16 protein-coding genes, 1 tRNA gene and 1 riboswitch are annotated in these 19,997 nt (G+C 45.8%); of the genes, 13 read left to right on the top strand and 4 right to left on the bottom strand.

The genetic code is table 11. The annotated features are described in order from the left end of the window. The first annotated feature begins 1 nt into the window (after nucleotide 1). From BM003_RS06075 to BM003_RS06105, 7 genes are all read left to right on the top strand, one after another. Nucleotides 2-886, top strand: coding sequence for a glycine betaine ABC transporter substrate-binding protein (locus BM003_RS06075; RefSeq protein ID WP_093671151.1), 885 nt, complete (start codon nucleotides 2-4; stop codon nucleotides 884-886). Nucleotides 887-1,942: 1,056 nt separating this feature from the next. Next, nucleotides 1,943-2,896, top strand: coding sequence for a ketopantoate reductase family protein (locus BM003_RS06080; protein WP_093671153.1), 954 nt, complete (start codon nucleotides 1,943-1,945; stop codon nucleotides 2,894-2,896). Nucleotides 2,897-3,058: 162 nt separating this feature from the next. Further along, nucleotides 3,059-4,252 (top strand): phosphopentomutase, encoded by a 1,194-nt coding sequence (locus tag BM003_RS06085; RefSeq protein ID WP_093671155.1) that lies wholly within the window; start codon nucleotides 3,059-3,061, stop codon nucleotides 4,250-4,252. 89 nt (nucleotides 4,253-4,341) lie between these two features. Beyond that, on the top strand, nucleotides 4,342-5,640 hold the full coding sequence (locus tag BM003_RS06090; RefSeq protein WP_093671157.1) for a pyrimidine-nucleoside phosphorylase: 1,299 nt from the start codon (nucleotides 4,342-4,344) through the stop codon (nucleotides 5,638-5,640). Nucleotides 5,641-5,668: 28 nt separating this feature from the next. Continuing rightward, complete coding sequence (gene deoC, locus BM003_RS06095) at nucleotides 5,669-6,322, top strand: deoxyribose-phosphate aldolase (protein ID WP_093671159.1); 654 nt, start codon at nucleotides 5,669-5,671, stop codon at nucleotides 6,320-6,322. A 150-nt stretch (nucleotides 6,323-6,472) separates the two neighbouring features. Beyond that, nucleotides 6,473-6,544: transfer RNA gene (locus tag BM003_RS06100), tRNA-Glu, on the top strand. A 175-nt stretch (nucleotides 6,545-6,719) separates the two neighbouring features. Continuing rightward, nucleotides 6,720-7,922, top strand: coding sequence for an NAD(P)/FAD-dependent oxidoreductase (locus BM003_RS06105; protein WP_177184663.1), 1,203 nt, complete (start codon nucleotides 6,720-6,722; stop codon nucleotides 7,920-7,922). Nucleotides 7,923-8,027: 105 nt separating this feature from the next. Here the strand turns inward: BM003_RS06105 and BM003_RS06110 are convergent, their stop codons facing one another. The 4 genes from BM003_RS06110 to rpiA all read right to left on the bottom strand — a co-directional run bounded on the left by BM003_RS06110 (nucleotide 8,028) and on the right by rpiA (nucleotide 13,016). Beyond that, complete coding sequence (locus BM003_RS06110) at nucleotides 8,028-9,332, bottom strand: O-acetylhomoserine aminocarboxypropyltransferase/cysteine synthase family protein (protein WP_093671163.1); 1,305 nt, start codon at nucleotides 9,330-9,332, stop codon at nucleotides 8,028-8,030. A 122-nt stretch (nucleotides 9,333-9,454) separates the two neighbouring features. Further along, nucleotides 9,455-9,560, bottom strand: a riboswitch (SAM riboswitch). A gap of 143 nt (nucleotides 9,561-9,703) precedes the next feature. After that, on the bottom strand, nucleotides 9,704-11,200 hold the full coding sequence (locus BM003_RS06115) for an aldehyde dehydrogenase family protein (protein ID WP_093671165.1): 1,497 nt from the start codon (nucleotides 11,198-11,200) through the stop codon (nucleotides 9,704-9,706). 143 nt (nucleotides 11,201-11,343) lie between these two features. Next, nucleotides 11,344-12,312, bottom strand: a complete 969-nt coding sequence (locus BM003_RS06120; RefSeq protein WP_093671167.1) for a Gfo/Idh/MocA family protein — start codon at nucleotides 12,310-12,312, stop codon at nucleotides 11,344-11,346. Next, nucleotides 12,312-13,016 carry a ribose 5-phosphate isomerase A gene (rpiA, locus tag BM003_RS06125; protein WP_245734084.1) on the bottom strand — a complete coding sequence of 235 codons (705 nt, stop codon included), beginning with the start codon at nucleotides 13,014-13,016 and terminating at the stop codon, nucleotides 12,312-12,314. Before rpiA ends, BM003_RS06120 begins: the two co-directional genes overlap by 1 nt. A 269-nt stretch (nucleotides 13,017-13,285) precedes the next feature. Here rpiA and BM003_RS06130 point away from each other — a divergent pair, with 269 nt between their 5' ends. The 6 genes from BM003_RS06130 to BM003_RS06155 all read left to right on the top strand — a co-directional run bounded on the left by BM003_RS06130 (nucleotide 13,286) and on the right by BM003_RS06155 (nucleotide 19,292). Then, on the top strand, nucleotides 13,286-14,461 hold the full coding sequence (locus tag BM003_RS06130) for an NRAMP family divalent metal transporter (protein ID WP_218143217.1): 1,176 nt from the start codon (nucleotides 13,286-13,288) through the stop codon (nucleotides 14,459-14,461). Between the two features lie 21 nt (nucleotides 14,462-14,482). Beyond that, complete coding sequence (locus tag BM003_RS06135) at nucleotides 14,483-15,244, top strand: LamB/YcsF family protein (protein ID WP_093671173.1); 762 nt, start codon at nucleotides 14,483-14,485, stop codon at nucleotides 15,242-15,244. An 18-nt stretch (nucleotides 15,245-15,262) separates the two neighbouring features. Further along, the gene (locus BM003_RS06140) at nucleotides 15,263-16,063 is read left to right on the top strand and encodes a putative hydro-lyase (RefSeq protein WP_093671174.1); all 801 of its coding nucleotides are present in this window, start codon (nucleotides 15,263-15,265) and stop codon (nucleotides 16,061-16,063) included. A gap of 72 nt (nucleotides 16,064-16,135) precedes the next feature. Further along, nucleotides 16,136-16,855 carry a 5-oxoprolinase subunit PxpB gene (gene pxpB, locus BM003_RS06145; RefSeq protein WP_093671176.1) on the top strand — a complete coding sequence of 240 codons (720 nt, stop codon included), beginning with the start codon at nucleotides 16,136-16,138 and terminating at the stop codon, nucleotides 16,853-16,855. After that, entirely contained in the window at nucleotides 16,846-17,841 is a 996-nt protein-coding gene (locus BM003_RS06150; protein WP_093671178.1) for a 5-oxoprolinase subunit C family protein, read from the top strand. The genes pxpB and BM003_RS06150 overlap by 10 nt, the downstream gene beginning before the upstream one ends. Nucleotides 17,842-17,951: 110 nt before the next feature. Next, on the top strand, nucleotides 17,952-19,292 hold the full coding sequence (locus tag BM003_RS06155) for a C1 family peptidase (protein ID WP_093671180.1): 1,341 nt from the start codon (nucleotides 17,952-17,954) through the stop codon (nucleotides 19,290-19,292). Nucleotides 19,293-19,997 lie beyond the last annotated feature (705 nt).

A 19,997-nucleotide genomic window follows, 5' to 3' on the forward strand; every position in this document is an offset into this window, starting at 1 on the left:
TTTGAAAAAAGTAAAAGTAACTGTCATTAGTGTTTTTTTGCTCGTAGCATTAGTACTGGCCGGATGCCAGAATCAGAGTTCAGGAAGTGCCGATTCTTTTGGCAATCAAGTGGATCATAAAATAATCGGTATTGACCCTGGCGCAGGGGAAATGAAGTTGACAGATCAAGTAGTTAAAGATTATGAACTGAGCAATTGGACCGTGCAGTCAGGATCTGAAGCGACAATGACGGCCTCTCTCGAAAAAGCAATCAAAAAGAAACAACCGATAGTAGTCACCGGATGGACACCGCACTGGATGTTTCAAAAGTATGACTTGAAGTATTTAAAGGATCCAAAGGGTATCTACGGTAAATCGGAGGAGATCCATACAATCATCCACAAGGGCTTTGATAAGAAAGACCCGAATGCAGTAAAAGTGCTCGATCAATTTTCATGGGCACCGGATGATATGAGTAAAGTAATGCTCGATATTCAAAAAGGTACGGATGCTGATAAAGCCGCGCGCAAGTGGGTTAAAGAAAATCAGAAAAAGGTCGATGAATGGACTAAAGGCGCGAAGAAAGTCAGTGGAAAGAAAATTAAATTGGGCTATGTTGCCTGGGCTTCTGAAATCGCCAGCACGAATGTTGTAACTGCTGTTCTTGAAGATTTGGGCTATACCGTGACGATGGAACAGCTCGGTGCGGGTCAAATGTGGGCCGGCGTTGCAAAGGGCAGTGATGATGCAATTGTTGCCGCGTGGCTGCCGACGACACACGCGGATTACATGAAACAGTTTAAGAGTCAAGTCACAGACCTAGGTCCGAATTTAAAAGGAACGAAGTTGGGTCTGGTTGTTCCCTCTTATGTATCCATTGATTCCATTAACGATTTAAAAGACTAAGCGACTGAGATGCAGCCAGCTTATGAAAGGTTCGTGAACGGTTTAGGCCGTGATCGGACCTTTTTCTTTTTTTTACAAGAGTAAAGAAACATCCATGACCCGTTTGAGGGGCGCGGGACATCTGAGGGACCGGCACCAGCGAGCCAGGGGAGACCCCGCAGATAAGAGCATGTATGAGGAGGCTCCCGGATCGCCTGCGGCAAGCGAGCAGCTGAAGTGTCGTTCAAGTTCAAGGTTGATGGATCAAAGCCGCGTGCAGAATGATAGCCAAGGAACAGGCTGTGCCCGGTTTTTCTAACAGGTTTAGAAAGTTTATCATTTTGCCTTGTTGGTACGACGATATGGTCATAAGATTTGGTTGGGCGATCAGGGAAGCGCCTAATCTGATAAAAAATAAGGGGGAAAATTCCGCTTAATTAGGAAATGCATGAAAAAATCGCTTAAATAGACGGAGAAATTCCGCTTATCGCATCGAAAAACGTGAAAATAGAGGGTTTTTCCGTACATAAGCGGAAAAATTACCCTTATTTACCTGTAAAACAAGCGCCATGATGCAAATAGCCGGAAAATCTCCGCTTATTTTATTCCGGCCACGTTACTTAATCAAGGATCAAAATGATTCGTGAACTAGAACTGTTTGTTCAAGACAAGCTTGATGATTCAAAACCGCATTTAGCGAAAGACATCACATCCTGCGGAAGTAAGGACCGGGCTTTGCCTGGTTTTTTTACACAAATATTCTCAAAATTCTATTGACATCAATAATTTGAAAGTGTAAACTGACAGCACTCACTAAAAACTGTCTTCAGAGAAGGTATACTAATGTTTCGTTCCAGAGCGTATGAAGTAGTCGTCATTTTGATTAGCTAGGACTCAGGTACATCAGTCGTTCAATTGACCGCATGTGCCTCGAGTCCTCTTCGCTCTGAACGGGACTTGGGTAAGCCCCATTCAGAAACTTCTGGATGGGGCTTTTCGTATCGGTGAGCAAATAAGCAAGGTAGTAGAAGAAGCACAGAAGACAAAAAAGATGCACAGAAAAAGGAGACGAGAAGGATGAAGATTGTTGTTATTGGTGCAGGAGCGATGGGGTTAAGGTATGGTGTTCTTTTACAGGAAGCGGGGAATGATGTTCATTTTGTAGACACATGGGAACCAAACGTTGAAGAAATTAAGAAAAACGGTGGGGTGCACGTTTGGCGCGACGGAAAAGACGAACGGTTCGTCGAAGTCAGTGTCAGTTACCCTGAAGAATACCATGAAGCGCCGGAACTCGCGATTGTGTTTGTTAAAGACATGCACACTGTTGAAACAATGGAAAGGTGTAAGCATTTCATAGGCGAGAACACGTATATGATGACAAACCAGAACGGCTTTGGCGGTGCAGAGTATATTGCGCAGTTTGTGCCCCGCGAGCGTATTATCGCAGGTACGGCGATGATCGCGACTGTCATGAAGGGACCGGGCAAAGTTGATTTCATCGGCAAGCGCGGCGGCGGTCATGCGCATATCGTTCGTGTAGCGGGTGAACCCAATGACTTTATTTATAAAGTCGCCGATGAAATGGAAAAAGCGCTTATGCACCCAACTGTTCAGAAGGATTATATGAGTACAGTTTGGACGAAGCTCGTGTTCAATTCCGTTGTAAATACGCTCTGCACGCTCATGAATATGAAAATGGGTCAGTTCGCTGCTTATAAGAACGCCAAGGAAATGTCGCGAAAGCTGATTTATGAAGCCTATGAAGCAATTGACGCAGAAGGATTCAAGCTGGAAGTAGATCGCGATGAACTTGTCAATGAGGTCATGTACGTATCCGAAGTAAGCAATCCTCTTCACTACCCTTCCATGCATCAGGATATGAGTACGAACCGTCCAACAGAAGTTGATTATATCAACGGCGCGATTGTCCGCCTCGCTGAAAAAAACGGCCTTCAAGCGCCCTATCATTCCATGTTGGTTGATCTCGTGCACCTCAAAGAAGAATCAAGAAAGTATAACGAAAAATAAACAAGAGCTATTGGCTCTTTAAATGAATAGGAAGACCAGAGAAAACTTCGGAATGTGGCGAACGTTCCGGAGTTTTTTGCGGCTTCTTATCGGTTGAGGTAAAATGGACTATAGATTTCGTTCGTGAAAAGACAAGACTGCTCAGGTTTATAGGAGGACAAGATGACTGAAAAATTTAAGCGTATTCATATTATCGTACTCGATTCGGTAGGCATCGGTGAAGCCTCGGATGCCGCAAAGTACGGCGATGAGGGCTGCGATACATTAGGACATACAGCAGAGGCGATGAACGGTTTGAGCGTCCCGAATTTGGCCAAGTTAGGGTTATCAAATATTCGTCCTGAAAAGCCAATTCAAGGTGTACCGGTTCAGGAACAACCGCTCGCATATTTTACCAAAATGCATGAAGTGTCCGCAGGAAAGGACAGTATGGACGGGCACTGGGAGATGATGGGTCTGCCCGTGCTCACACCGCTGCACACCTTTCCAAATGGATTCCCGGATGAGCTGATTCATAAAATAGAGACATTCAGTGGTCGAAAGGTGATCTGGAACAAACCGGCTAGCGGTACGGAGATCCTCAAAAAACTTGGCGAGCGCCAGATGAAGACGGGCGAGCTGATCCTCTATACATCCGGAGACTCGGTGCTTCAGATTGCCGCCCATGAAGCTGTTATACCATTAGAAGAACTCTATAAAATTTGCGAATACGCACGTGAGTTGACCATTGAAGAGCCCTATCATCTTGGCCGCGTGATTGCGCGTCCGTACATCGGCAACAACGCGGATAACTTCGAGCGCACGGCTAACCGTCGCGATCTGACACTGGTTCCACCGGAAAAGACTGTTCTCAATTTGTTGCAAGATGCGGGAATCGACACATTTGCTATCGGCAAAATTAATGATATTTTCAGTGGGCAGGGAATTAAGGAAGGTTGGCATACGGTCAGCAACGCGGACGGTATGGAACGGTTGATCTCGATTCTAGATCGGGATTTCCACGGCCTCAGCTTCACAAATCTTGTTGATTTCGATGCCAAATACGGCCATCGCAGGGAACCGGTACTCTTCGGCAAGGCGCTCGAAGCATTCGACAAGCAGCTGGGTCAGGCTCTGCCGAAGCTCAAAGATGATGATTTACTCATTATTACTGCTGACCATGGCAACGATCCGGGATTCAGAGGAACAGATCATACACGTGAATTTGTTCCGCTGCTCGTGTATTCACCATCATTTGCGGCGGGAAAAGGGCTACCTGTTCGCAAGACCTTTGCGGACCTTGGAGCGACGATTGCTGAGAACTTCACTGTGGAACAGCCAAAGACGGGCGAAAGCTTTCTAAACAAATTAGCTTGAAAAAGAGATTGGCGGAATTGAGTAATAAATAAATTGGCTGCGTTACGTTTTTCTTTAGATGCACTAAAATGAATTCGAGGTGAGCCGGTATGAGAATGGTCGATATAATCACGAAGAAGCGAGATGGATTCGCCCTGAATCCTGAAGAAATTCGTTTTTTTATTGAAGGATACGTCAGCGGATCGATTCTCGATTATCAAGCAAGCGCATTGACTATGGCGATCTATTTCAGAGATATGACCGACTTGGAAATCGCTGAACTGACTCGAGCGATGGTTAACTCCGGCGACACTGTTGATCTGTCGGCAATAGACGGAATCAAAGTGGATAAACATTCGACAGGCGGGGTTGGCGACACGACAACGCTTGTTCTGGCACCACTCGTTGCCTCAATTGGTGTTCCGGTGGCTAAGATGTCCGGGCGCGGGCTTGGCTTTACCGGCGGCACGATTGATAAACTTGAATCCATCCCCGGTTTTTCTGTTGAAATGAGCAGTGATCAGTTCGTCAAACGTGTAAATCGTGATCATATTGCTGTCATTGGCCAGACAGGAGACCTGGTACCTGCGGATAAAAAGCTGTACGCGTTGCGTGATGTCAGTGGTTCGGTCGAATCGATTCCACTCATTGCGAGTTCAATTATGAGCAAAAAAATCGCTGCCGGTGCAGATGCGATCGTTCTCGAAGTGACATGCGGTGATGGAGCGTTCATGAAAAATGAGAAGGATGCAATCCGCCTTGCGGAAACGATGGTTCAGATCGGCAGGCATGTTGGAAGAAAAACGTCAGCCGTGATTACGGACATGTCCCAGCCGCTTGGGTTTGCGATTGGTAATGCGCTTGAAGTTAAGGAAGCAATCGATACCTTGCAAGGAAAGGGTCCGAGTGATTTGGAAGAACTGGTCTATGAACTGGGCAGCCGGATGGTCACGTTGGCGGGCAAAGCTCCGAATTTGGATGATGCCAGGAAACAACTTGAACAAGCGTTAAAACAGGGACTCGCTTTTGCCAAATTCAAGCAATTCATTGAAAATCAGGGTGGCGATCCAAGCGTCGCCGATCATCCGGAACAATTGCCGCAAGCTGATTTTCAAATAGAGCTGCCGGCCAAAGTGTCTGGGGTTGTTGCCGCGTTGAAGGCGGATCAGATTGGCTTAGCGGCTATGCTGCTTGGAGCAGGAAGATCAACGAAAGATGATACTATTAATTATGGGACCGGAATTGTCCTCCATAAGAAGGTAGGCGACTCCGTGGTGAAAGGAGAGTCCCTCCTAACTATCCATTCGGATTCTAAACAGGTTGATCAAGTCGTGCGAAAACTGTATCAGAATATAACCATTGCCGAGCGCGCAGATCGGCCGAAACTCATTCACCAGATTATAAACTAATTGACATAGCAAAAAAGGAGAGAATAATATGACCAACCTCGCAAACTATATTGATCATACAGCGTTAAAACCTGAAGCGACGCAAGCAGATATACTCAAGCTGACCGATGAAGCAAAGAAATACGGCTTTGCCTCAGTGTGTGTCAACCCATGCTGGGTGGCATTCGCCGCAGAACAACTGAAGAATTCAAGTGTAGAGGTATGCACCGTGATTGGATTTCCACTCGGGGCATCAACCGCGGAAACGAAGGCATTTGAAGCCAAAGACGCAATCTCAAAAGGTGCGGGTGAAATCGATATGGTGATTAATATCGGTGCCTTGAAGAGCGGACAAGAGGAACGTGTTGAGGCTGACATTCATGCCGTCGTGCAAGCGGCAAATAAGCATGCGCTTGTAAAGGTTATTATTGAGGCCTGTTTATTGAGCGACGATGAAAAAGTTCGTGCTTGCCGGCTGGCGGTTAATGCAGGCGCGGATTATGTGAAAACCTCAACAGGATTCTCTACCGGGGGAGCGACGCCTGAAGATGTTTCACTTATGCGTAAGACCGTGGGTGAAAAGATTGGCGTTAAAGCGGCAGGCGGCATTCACTCAAAGGCGGATGCTGAATCAATGATAGCAGCGGGTGCGTCGCGTATTGGCGCCAGTTCAGGCGTGAAGATCGTGGGCGAAGGTTTGTAATCAAAAGAATTGGTAAGCAGCCTATTGCTTAAAGCAGAGCAAATCCCGCATCAAAATTAAACTTGAAATAACGATGCTGATTATGGTATACTATTTGTCGTGCTGAATGTGTGAATGAACTGTTTTCCACGGAAGGTGCACGATAAATATAGGGCGTTGGGCAAGTGGTTAAGCCAATGGATTCTCATTCCATGATCGCGGGTTCAATTCCCGTACGCCCTCTATAAGGAACCGAATGCCATCCTACCTAAAGGGATGGCATTTATTTTGCACATTATATTGTAAGCGTTTACATTTTAGGCTACAATAAATAAGGGTAATGTGAACAAAATGTGACAGGATCATTGAATGAAGGATTCTCTGAATTTATCGATACCGTCAAAGGGGATGGATGATTTTGGATAGAAAACGAATCGTTATTTTGGGAGCGGGTTACGGTGGATTGCGCGCATTGAAAAAACTTCAGAAGATGAAACCGGATGCTGAACTCTTTCTTATTGATAAGAATGATTACCATTGTGAGACGACTTCTCTTCATGAGGTCGCAGCAGGTACGGCGGACGCTGAGGAAATCTGCTATTCTCTTAATTTAGTCATTGATCGAAAGCGAACAACATTCATCCAAGATACGGTTATGCGCGTGGATCGGAAATTCAAACGCGTGATTCTGAAGGAACATGAGCCGATTGCTTATGATTACCTGCTCATCAGTTTAGGCTTTGAACCGGAGTATTTTGGCATAGCGGGGATGGATCACTATGGATTGTCTATTTCGGATATTCCTTCAGTAACACGAATAAGAGCACACATTGAAGGTGAGTTTAAAAAATGGACGAATGATCATCGACCGGAGCATTTGATTATTGCTGTTGGAGGAGCGGGATTTACAAGCTTTGAATTCCTAGGGGAACTGACCCATCGCATTCCAAAATTGATTGAACGTTATCAGGTCGACCGACAATTAGTAAGGGTCATCTGCATTGAACCAACATCTGACGCACTCCCTATGTTCAATCGGCATCTTGCTGAGTATGGCGCCCATAAACTAAGCGATCGTGGTGTGGCCTTTGTGATTGGCCGTGTCAGCGGTATTGATGGTGAGCAAATTTATTATAAAGCTGATAATCAGGAGCACACGCTACGTGCAGGAACGTTTATTTGGACCGGGGGTGTCAGCGGCAGTTCTGTGGTCATTGAATCGGGTTTTGACCAACGACGTGGGCGTGTCATGGTCACTGATGATCTGTCAGTAGCGGATGATGCAACTATTTTGATTATAGGGGATTGCTCGGCAGTCATTGACCCCGAAAGCGGACGTCCGTATCCGACAACGGCGCAGATCGCAATGCAACAGGCGGACTGCGCTGCATATAATTTAAACGCAATGCTGGATGGACGTCCGACAAAGCCATTTGTATTTAAATTCATGGGGACGGTTTGTTCACTAGGAAGAGATGATGCGGTTGGAGAAATCATGGGTAGAGATTTGAAAGGCCGTCCGGCGTCAATTATGAAGAAAGTAATTGAAAATCGTTCACTGGCAAAGATCGGCGGTGTTGAAACAATGATCAAGAAAGGCCGATTCAGCTTAAGCAAATAAGTACTTTCTAACCGGTGTAAAATGAGAATGGGCCTGCAAAAATGATTTGCAGGCCCATTCTCTATTTCATAACCCCCATAAGGCAGTTCTCTCTTTTTTTTGTGATTAGTTTGCTGCCACAGCGTCAGGAATCTTTGCGAGCGCTTGTTCCAGATCGTAAATGATGTCGTCAACAGTTTCGACACCAATGGACACGCGGATGAGTTCAGGTGTAACACCGGTTACCGCCTGCTCTTCAGGAGTCAGTTCGGCATGTGTGGTGCTTGCAGGGTGAATGATCAGGGACTTTGCATCGGCAACGTTTGCGAGCAGTGAGAACAGTTTAACGTTGTTGATCAGTGCCTTGCCGGCTTGCAAACCGCCTTTGACGCCAAATGTGAAAATGGAGCCGGGGCCTTTTGGCAGATACTTCTTTGCGAGTTCTTTGTATGGATTGCCTTCAAGTTCAGGATAGTTGACCCAAGTGATTTTCGGGTGATTGTTCAGGAATTCAGCAACTTTGCGCGCGTTTTGAACATGGCGTTCAACACGCAACGATAGTGATTCCAGGCCCTGCAGGAACAGGAATGCGTTCTGCGGGCTGATGGTTGCACCGGTGTTGCGAAGCAATTGAACACGCGCTTTCGCGGCAAATGCGGCTGGTGCCAAATCGGCATACACGAGGCCGCCGTAGCTTTTGTCAGGAGTGGTGAAATCCGGGAATTTACCGCTTGCTCTCCAATCGAATTTGCCGCCGTCAACAATGACACCGCCGATCGCTGTGCCGTGGCCGCCGATAAATTTAGTGGCGGAGTGGACAACGACGTCTGCACCGAATTCAATTGGCCGAAGGAGGTAAGGTGTTCCGAAGGTATTATCCAAAATGAGAGGAATTTTATTCTCATGAGCGATATCAGCAACCGCTTCAATGTCGAGGATGTTGATTTTCGGGTTGCCAATCGTTTCACCGTAGATTGCTTTTGTATTGTCACGAATCGCTTTACGGAAATTTTCAGGATCATCTGGATCAACAAAGGTTACGTCAATACCGAGTTTCTTCAATGTTACGGAAAACAGTTCATAAGTACCGCCATACAATGTGGAAGCAGAGACGATGTGGTCTCCGCTGCTCGCCACATTCAGAATCGCATAGGTAATAGCTGCCAAACCGGAAGAAGTGGCAAGAGCTGCCGACCCGCCTTCAAGTTGTGCAATCCGCTGCTCGAAGACATCTTCCGTAGGATTCATAATACGTGCGTATACGTTGCCTGGCTTCTTAAGCTGAAAGAAGTCCGCCGCTTCATCTGCATCTTTAAATACAAATGAAGTCGTCTGATAAATCGGAACCGCGCGTGCGCCGGTTGCAGGATCAGGCACCTGTCCTGCGTGTACTTGCAATGTTTCAAACCCATACTGTCTTTCTTCTGCCATGTTCATCTCTCCCTATACCTTTGAGTGTTTTCATTAAATAAAATCTTAGAAAGGATGTGCGAGCAGATTAAAAGACCGCTTCCCGCAGAATTTAGAGGGAAACGGTCTTTACGCCGATTCGTTTCTTATCTGCCAGAATTTAATCTGCTGGAATTAACACCATACACAAGATACTGTGCTGGTTGTCGGGCTTCGTCGGGCCAGTCCCTCCGCCACTCTTGATAAGATTTATTTAATTGAATTTAGTTTAGCTTGAACATTTCTGTTTGTCAAGCATAAATACAAGTAATTTGGTAGATTTAATTATAAATATAAAAATGGCGAATGTATCATACATTCGCCACTTTTATAGAATGTTTTTTATGCCTTAATTAATAGAGCCCGTCAACCGTTTCCTTTGTGCTGATGTAAATGTTTTTCGTTTGTGTATAGGCATCGAGAATACTCTTATAGGTTTCACGACCGATGCCGGATTTCTTGTAGCCGCCGAATGGAGCGCCTGCAGGAAGCTGGTTATAGGTGTTGACCCACATACGGCCGGTGCGTACGCTGCGTGCCACACGAAGCGCTTTGTTGATGTCACGCGTCCATACCGCGCCGCCAAGACCATAATCGGATTGGTTAGCCAGCTTGATAGCTTCGTCGGCATCCTTGAATTTGATCACGGTTGCCACCGGTCCGAAGATTTCTTCTTGCGCGATACGCATATCGTTGTTTGCATCCGCAAGAAGTGTCGGCGCCATAAAGACCCCTTTGTCAAGGTTGTTGTCGGTCAGCTGGCATCCGCCGGTTACAAGCTTCGCACCTTCATCCTGACCTATTTTTACATAGTCCAAGATTTTTTCCAATTGACGTTTGTTGACTTGAGCGCCCATCTGAACGCCATCTTCCCAAGGAAGACCCACATTAACTTTTTCGAACGCTTCTTTTAGGGCACTTACGAATTTGTCGTAGATACCTTCCTGAACGAAGATTCGTGAGCCTGCACAGCAAACTTGACCTTGATTGAACAGTATGCCAAGCTGTGCACCTTCAATCGCACGTTCCCACGGAGCATCATCAAAGAAAATGTTTGCTGATTTGCCGCCAAGTTCAAGTGTTGCCGGGATCAAGCGTTTTGCAGCAGCCGCGGCAACTTCATAACCGATTTGAGTCGAGCCGGTGAACGCGAGTTTTGCGAAGCCTGGATGGTGCAGCATGTAGTCGCCGGAATCAGAACCGCGTCCGGTGACAACGTTTACAACTCCGTCAGGAAGCGCCTGATCGAAGATTTTAGCCAATTCAAGCAGACTCAATGATGTTGATGATGACGGGTGAATAACAACTGTGTTGCCTGCGGCGATGGCCGGAGCGATCTTCCATGCTGCCATCAGCAATGGGAAGTTCCAAGGAACGATCTGTCCGACGACACCGACAGGTTCTTTTAAATTAATGGTTAATGTATTTTCATCAAGTGCATTTGCTGTTCCTTCTTCAGAACGGATAACTCCGGCGAAGTAGCGGAAGTGGTCGGAGCTTGCCGGAACGTCAACGGTTTTCGTTTCACGAAGCGGCTTACCGTTATCTAACGTTTCAACAAGTGCCAATCGGTCGGCGTTTTCATCGATCAAGTCGGCGATTTTCAGCAAGATCGTGCTTTTTTCTTGAATGCTGACTTCTTTCCAAGATTCAAAAGCTTTTGTAGCAGCTTCCACGGCAGCGTCTACATCGGCGTGGCTCGCGTCTGTGAATTCGGTCAACTTTTTACCCGTACTAGGGTTATAGCTTGCTATTTTCTTACCCTCGGAACCTTCAACCCATTTGCCGCCGATATATAATTTATAGTCAGTGTCTACTGCGTGTTCCAGGACTGTGTCTTGAATGCTCATTGCACATCTTCCCTTCAATAGTTGGTGTAATTAATATCACATGTCTATTGTAATGCAGACCTTCAAAAATGAAAAAGAAAACGCTCTCTTTTTTTGAAACAATTAAAAATTAATGCATCAGTGCGCAGCAAGGGAAGCATTTGTTACTCAAAGGGATAACGAATGCCCCACTGGTCACGCACATTAGTCATGATTTTCATCACTCCGTCGGTGAGCGGAATCGTCTGTTCCTCAATCTCTGCATTAACTACGGCGTTCATATAGTCATATTCATAAACCATTGCTTTGGCAGTATTTCCGGCCTCAATTCGTTCGACACGACCATCTGGGTACGTAATCGTCGCTTTGTCTGCTCGCGGAAAATTGTCTACAGTGATATAGCCCTTATCACCGGTAACAATTCCACGTTTCGGTAATTTTGCCCGCATTGTGAGCGTTATGACACCCATTTGATCATCGGGATTTTTTAGGATGATGCCTGATTGTTCATCCACACCAGTCTCAAAAGGTTTAACCGTAGTTAAAATTTCATTAGGCTGGCTCTTTAAGAAGAACCGCGCAAAAGAAAGGGCATATGTGCCGATGTCAAGCAGTGCCCCGCCGGCGAGATCCATATTAAAGAAACGACTGGTTACTTCATATGGTTTTAGACTGCCAAAGGTTACGTTAACCATTTTGACTTCGCCAATCGCACCGCTCTCGACGACTTCCTTTAACTTTTGATAAAGCGGCATATGATAAATTGTCATTGCTTCAGCAACGATCAGGCCTTTCTGTTTAGCGAAACGAAGGACGGGATCAAACTGCCTGCTGCTTACGGTAATTGCCTTTTCACAGAGGACATGCTTGCCATACTCCAAACACTTAAGCAGATAGCTGTAGTGATTTGAATGCGGGGTCGCGAGGTAGACGACATCAATACTCGGATCATTTAAAAGGTCATCATAATTTCCATATGCCTTATCAATAGAATGCTTATCCGCAAATACATGTGCTCGCTCTAAGCTGCGTGATCCGACACCATAAATCTTCCGTCCGTGGGCATGCACTGTCTGTGCGAATTCAGAAGCGATCGCCCCAGGGCCAATTATGGCCCATTTCAATTCTTTCATTATATCGAAACCTCGCGATTTGGCTTGTTCAACCATCTCATGCCACTTTCTCCGGCGATTAGAGCCTTTGTTGCGACATCTACGAAAAGAGAAGTGTCGATCACGCCGCGGATAGCCTGCAAATCGTTATCCAGTTTACGAATATCATTCACTTGATTAAAAGATACGTCCATTAACGGGTGGCCATTGTCGGAAATTGTAAATCCATCTTTTGCGGCGCTTCGCCGCATGGCTGGTTTGCCGCCTAATTGTTCGACTCTGCTTCGAGCGTAGGCAAGCGCGTCCGTCAAAATCTCGAGAACCACTGGCTTTTCAAAAGTCAGTATCGGTGCATATTTGGATTCATCCACGAGAAGAATATACTCATCGGACATCGTTCCAATCAGCTTTTCCTTCGTGTGAATTCCGCCTCCGCTCTTTAAAGCGTTAAGCTGGGCATCGACTTGATCGCAGCCATCAAAAGCCAGATCAATATGGTCAACGCATTCGGTGTGAAGCACCTGTAGCCCATTCTCCAAGCAGAGTAGTTTAGTTTGCGCGGAAGGAGTGACAATCTGAATGTCGAAATTCGGTTTTTCTTTAATAAAGTGAATCAGGTGGCTGATCGTGCTTCCCCCGCCTAGTCCTATGACCGAATGATTCGGAATAATTGCCAAGGCTTCTTTAGCACAATCTTTTTTAATGTCCGCGGGACTCATGTTCATCATCCTCACCTGCACATATGTGCGATATTGAATAATATGTGCCATTTAATGGATTAAGTATACCATACGCCAATATAGTGTCAAACAATCTTGCTTGCCTCGGTTGAACTAGTAAAGAGAGGGTGTTTCAGAGTGTTTTCTGATTCGATAATTAATTAACAAAAATAAAGTAATATGAAAATAATTTTGAATGATGTATAATTTTTATATAATTTCTTTAGGAGGATATATAAGTGGTAAAAAAGAAAAATACAGCTTTTGGCATCGCGATGGGTGCAGCGTTTTTGATGGCGATGTCAGCAGTTGGACCTGGCTTTCTAACTCAAACCGCCGCGTTCACGGGACAGCTTGGCGCGGATTTCGGTTTTGCAATACTTGTGTGTATTTTGGTTGATATCGGTGTTCAGTTGAATATTTGGCGGATCATTTGTGTATCAGGGAAAAAAGCGCAAACCATAGCTAATGAACTGGTGCCTGGTCTTGGCTATTTGCTCACTACATTAATTGTTATTGGCGGCCTGACGTTTAACATTGGCAATATCGGCGGTGTCGGTCTTGGGTTCAATGTTCTGTTCGGTATCACTCCGGAAAATGGTGCGTTGATAGGCGGAGCGATTGCTCTGGTTATTTTTCTTGTTCGGAACGCGCTAATCGTCATGGACCGGACGGTGCAAGTGCTCGCAGCAGTCAAAGTCCTGCTGATTATCTTTATTGTAGCAATCAGTTCACCTCCGGTTGGACAAGCGGCACTTCATACGTTCGTACCTTCTCATATTGACTTTTATTCTATTGTGACGATCGTCGGTGGAACGGTGGGCGGATACATATCCTTTTCCGGCGGACATAGATTGCTGGAAGGCGGACTTAAAGGGAAAGAAAGCATTCGTTATATCAATGGAGGCGCATTAACTGGAATCGGTGTTGCATCAATCATTCGTGTGCTGCTGTTCCTGGCCGCGCTAGCTGTTATTGCGGAGGGCTTCAAGCTTAATCCGCTTAATCCGGCGGCCAGCATTTTCAGTGCGGCGGCGGGTGATTTCGGATATAAGTTCTTTGGGTTAGTTCTGCTTGCAGCCGGAATGACGTCTACTTTAGGCTCAACCTTTACTTCAGTGTCATTTTTGGATTATTCTAAAGCTGAGAGTGAAACGAATATCTATCATAAATTGCGTCCGTATCTGATCATTTTCTTCATTGTTTTTTCAACAGCGGTTTTCTATTTTATCGGCAGTCCTGCTAAGGTACTCTTGATGGTTGGCGCAATTAACGGGCTGATTCTGCCGATTGCCTTAGCTATCTTGCTTGTTGCTGTGACGAAGAAAAAGATAATGGGCGAATTCTATAAGCATCCCATTTGGCTCACTATTTTCGGTTGGATAATCGTTGTATTCATGGCTTATGCAGGTATCCAATCTGTGATAAAGGGATTCTCATCAATTTTCTGAGATTAAAAAGGAATGATTTAAATGAACCAAGTTGATCTGAACTGTGATCTAGGAGAGAGTTTCGGACACTATGTCATTGGAAATGATGAGCAGGTTCTTCCGCTGATTTCATCGGCAAATGTCGCTTGCGGTTTTCATGCAGGTGATTTCTCGGAAATGCAGCGGACGGTGGCTCGTGCAAAGAAAAATGACGTGGCCGTTGGTGCACATCCGGGTCTTCCGGATCTAGAAGGATTCGGAAGACGGGAAATGGACGTCACCCCCTCTGAGGTTTATGATATGGTCGTTTATCAGATTGGCGCGCTTCAGGCAGTCGCGAAAGCACAAGATGTTAAGCTGAATCATGTAAAGCCGCACGGCGCGCTGTATCATATGGCGTCTGATCAAGAAAAATATGCAAAGGCAGTTGTTCAAGCGGTTGCGGATGTGAATACTGATTTGATTCTGTTCGGTATGGACGGAACATTCTTAACGTCGGTCGGTGAAAAAGCCGGACTTCATGTTGTTTATGAGGCATTTGCTGATCGCACCTATCAACGGGACGGATCGCTGACATCCAGATCACATCCGAACGCGCTCATTACCGATACGAATCAAGCGCTAAAACAAGTTGTGCAGATGCTTCAGGAGGGAACGGTGACGACAGCCGAAGGGGAGAAAATAAAGCTGCGAGCAGAAACAATCTGTGTTCACGGAGACGGTACTGCCGCGCTTGCGTTTGCCGCGACGATTCGGAGCGAGCTGCAGAATTGCGGAATAAAGATTGAAGCCTGGCATGGGTGAACTTAGGAGATGAGCGAAATGATCGACTATTTGGCACTTGCGGAAAAATCACCATCGGACGTCCGCGAATTGATTCGTGCCGGAGAGTGGGACCAACCAACCAGCGGCTTGTCCAACGGCCATACACAGGCGAACCTTGTGATTCTGCCGGAAAAATATGCCTATGATTTTTTGCTGTTTTGCCAGCGAAACCCAAAGCCGTGCCCGTTGCTAGAGGTTCTGGACACGGGCGACCCAATCGTGAAATTAATGGCTGACCACGCGGATATCCGGACGGATATCCCTAAATACCGTATTTACAAAAATGGGGTAATGCATTCAGAGGTGACGGATTTACGTCCTTTCTGGCGGGAGGACTTCGTATCATTTCTGATTGGCTGCAGCTTCAGCTTTGAACAAGCGCTCTTAGAAAATGATATTCCGGTTCGCCAGATTGAGGAACAGTGCAACGTGCCAATGTATCGGACGACTATCCCATGTAAATCCGCGGGTGTTTTTCAAGGACCTATGGTGGTCAGCATGCGACCGATGTCTGAAGAGCAAGCCATTCGGGCGATACAGGTAACGACACGTTATCCATCCGTACATGGAGCGCCGATTCATTTCGGCAATCCGGATAAAATTGGCATTCATGACCTCGGGCATCCGGATTTTGGCGCAGCGGTAACCATTCGTGAAGGTGAAATTCCTGTGTTCTGGGCGTGCGGGGTCACGCCTCAGGCAGCGGTTATGGCTTCCAAACCGGAACTGGCGATTACGCATTCACCAGGCCATATGTTCATAACGGATCAAAAAGATACAGCATTCAGTATCATGTAAGCTATTTTATGAAAAAAATCATTTGAAACTTGCCATTTGGCAAGTTTCTTCATTAGAAGGGGCAACAGCACGATGAAGATTGAGCCATTTGGCGATCAAGCTGTCCGAGTTATCTTTGGCGATCAAATAGCGCCTGAAATCCAGTTGAAAATCAATCAATTTACGCTGCTGTTTGATCGCGAACCATTTAGCGGGTTTATTGAATATGTGCCTGCCTATACAAATGTCGTGTTCTATTACAATCCAATAATTGTGATTGAAAGCGGTCGGAAGGATATATCAGCACAGCGACAAGTCATTGACTATTTAACGAATGTATCAAAACGGATGGATGACTGCGCGGATAACGAAGAAAAAAGAAGAGTTGTCCATATTCCGGTTTGCTATGGGCAGGATTTCGGACCGGATCTCGAAGAAGTGGCGGCGATTCATCACTTCAGCACAAATGAAGTAATTGAAAGGCATAGCGCACCGAAGTATCTCGTCTACATGCTTGGATTTGCACCGGGCTTTCCTTTTTTAGGGGGGTTACCTGAGGCGCTTGCCACACCGAGACGGGCGACACCCCGACTGAAAATTGCCGCCGGTTCAGTCGGTATCGCAGGGAAACAGACAGGCGCTTATCCGCTTGATTCTCCCGGCGGATGGCAGATTATCGGAAGGACGCCCGTGCCGCTTTTTACACCGAAGGCAGATCCTCCAACGCTGCTTTCAGCTGGAGATTTGGTTAAATTCGATCCGATTTCGGTGCAGGAATACATGCGGATTAAGGAGGGACATCAATGGCATTGACTATAATTCGAAAAGGCTTTGCCTCTTCCGTGCAAGACCTTGGCCGGTTGGGATACCAGAGATTCGGTATGATCGTTGGCGGCGCGATGGATCCTCCATCGGCGAAATTAGCAAACTGGCTGGTTGGCAATCACGAGACTTGTGCCGTCATTGAATATTCCTTTCTTGGTCCAAGCATTCTTTTTACAAGGGATACATTGTTTGCTTTAACGGGTGCATACTGCCGGCCGACTCTTGACAGTCAGGAAATTGGAATCGGCAGGCCATGCTTTGCGCGTAAGGGCCAGATTCTGACAATCGGCAGTCTGATTGTGGGAAGCCGCGGCTACCTGGCTGTCGCCGGAGGCATAGATACACCGATATGGTTTGGAAGCCGATCCACCTATGAGCGAGCCGGTCAAGGAGGCTTTCAAGGAAGACGACTAGAGGAACAAGACTGCGTTCCGGTTGGCGAACCTTCCGAGAGAGCGAAGCGTGTGATCACTATTCTGTCTAAGAGAGCGGGCACGATCCGCTGGTTTTTTTCATTGCGGCGAACTTATCAAGGTGTACAAACGATTCGTGTCATACCGGATACGCTATGGAATTATTTTTCAGAAGCGAGCAGAAAGAACTTTTTACAATCGGAGTTTCGAGTAACCACATCGTCGGATCGAATGGGCTATCGCTTAGAGGGAGCGGAGTTGACGCTCGACGAGCCCATCGAACTGTATTCAGAAGCGGTGACGAATGGTTCAATTCAGGTTCCGAGGGATGGACAGCCAATTATTCTGCTGACGGATCACCAATCGACCGGAGGCTATCCAAGGATTGCTCAAGTGGCATCAGCGGATTTGCCACTGCTCGCGCAGCTGCCGCCGAATAGTAAACTCCGATTTCAACAGATTTCTAGTGAAGAAGCGGAAAAACAATTTGTGAAGCAAAGTGAGGATTTTGAGCTGCTTCACAAAAAAATCAGTTTTCAATTAGATAGTATGCCGCTTTGAAAGTCCAAATATATTATGTCAGAAAGCATAACATTCGCATTCACTGACCTTTTCGAACCTTCCTTTTAGAACTATAATAGGTCTTGTTATTTTAAAAGGGGGAAAATGAAGTGGCAAAAGAAATCTCTGCATCAATGATTGAAACATTTTCGGAAAAAATACATAGTGTCGCTGAAAATAAGGTTATTCAAGACTCGGTGATGAAGAATGGAATCAATGCGGCAACCCTGAACAGTGACGCAGTTGTATCTATGAATCCCGTATTCTCTGAAGAAATTGAGACCGGAAAAGTAGCTGATCAGAAGTTAAGCGGACGATGCTGGATGTTCGCCGCACTGAATACCTTCCGTCATAAATTTAGTGCCGATTTTAATCTTAAAGACTTTGAACTCTCACAAAATTATACGCTCTTCTGGGATAAATTCGAGAAAGCGAACTATTTCCTTGAAAGCATCATTGATACGGCTGCCGAGCCTTTAGACGGACGACTTGTCTCTTGGCTGATGGAAACGCCGCAGCAGGACGGCGGACAGTGGGATATGCTGGTTGCAATTATCGAGAAGTATGGTGTGGTTCCGAAACAAGTGATGCCGGAAACCTATCAGAGCAGTCGAACTGTTGAACTTAATCGCGTGTTGAATACGAAGCTGCGGGAAGTGGCAGGTATCCTGCGTACCATGAGTGCAGCTGGGAAATCGAGTGAAGAACTCGAGAAAGCCAAAACAGCTGCCTTGGGCGCTATTTACCGTATTCTCGCATTCGCGCTCGGTGAACCTCCGAAGACCTTTGATTTCGAATATCGTGACGAGGACAAGAAGTTTCACAGAGATCTCGGTATTACGCCGCAAGAATTCTTTAAAAAGTACATCGGTCTTGACTTAAATGACTACATTGCCGTTATCAATGCGCCAACACAAGATAAGCCGTACAAGAAAACGTATACGGTTCAATATCTGGGCACTGTAGTCGGCGGACATCCGATCAAGTATTTAAATGTTGATATGGAGACTTTGAAGTCCCTGGCGATCAGTCAAATTAAAGAGGGCGAATCGGTATGGTTCGGCTGTGATGTAGGAAAATATTCGGATAATAAGCTGGGCATTATGGATACCGCCCTGTTTGATTACACTACAGCCTTTGGCACAGAATTCAAGATGACGAAGGCAGAGCGTCTCGACTATAAACACAGCTGCTTGACGCATGCGATGGTTCTGACCGGAGTGAATCTGGTTGACGGTAAATCAAACCGGTGGAAAGTGGAAAACAGCTGGGGCGAGAAGTGGGGCACTAAAGGCTATTTTGCCATGAGTGACCCCTGGATGGATGACTATACGTATCAAGTCGTAATTAATAAAAAATACCTTTCCAATGAATTGAAAGCTGCATTTGAACAAAAACCGATTGAATTGAAACCATGGGATCCAATGGGTGCTTTAGCTGTCATGCAATAAGAAATATTTCAAGAAGAAAACGTCCTTCTAATTTTGAGGGGCGTTTTTTTTTTTTTTGCCAGAATAAGAAAGTGCATGATTTGCCATGTATGCAACGCGAAAGTCATCACATCCTGTGAAAGTAAGGACCGGGCGCTTTATGCCCGGTTTTTCTAACAAGTAAAGTATAGCCTTTTGCCTTGCTGGTACGACAATAAGGTCATAAGATTCGAATGGGCGATCAGATAAGCGCCCAATCTGAGAAATAAACGGATAAATTCCGCTTAATTAGAAAATGAATGAAAAAATTGCTTGAATAGACGGAGAAATTCCGCTTATCGAACCGAAAAACGTGAAAATGGAGGGTTTTTCTGTGCATAAGCGGAAAAATTACCCTTATTTACCTGTGAAACAGGCGTCATAATGCATATAACCGGAAAAATTCCGCTTATTTATGAGGGGAAACAGAAATGTCTGTTCACGCACAAGGTTGATGATTCAAACGGCATTTTAAGTAAAGGAGCTTTCGACTTAAAGGAGTTTTGTATCTAAACATTAAAATAGGGAACGATCGCTTTTTGCCCGGTTTTTCTTATGCGCCCGAGTAAAAGATAAGAATTTCTTAAGAAAACTGAAACTATTTTTAAGTTCTACTGGTCTAATATATTAAATAGTGTTCATTGATCGTGATGCTCGCGTAAATGGAGCACCGAATTCTAAGGAAAA

It is taken from the genome of Sporolactobacillus nakayamae (assembly GCF_900113325.1).
GTDB lineage: Bacteria > Bacillota > Bacilli > Bacillales > Sporolactobacillaceae > Sporolactobacillus > Sporolactobacillus nakayamae.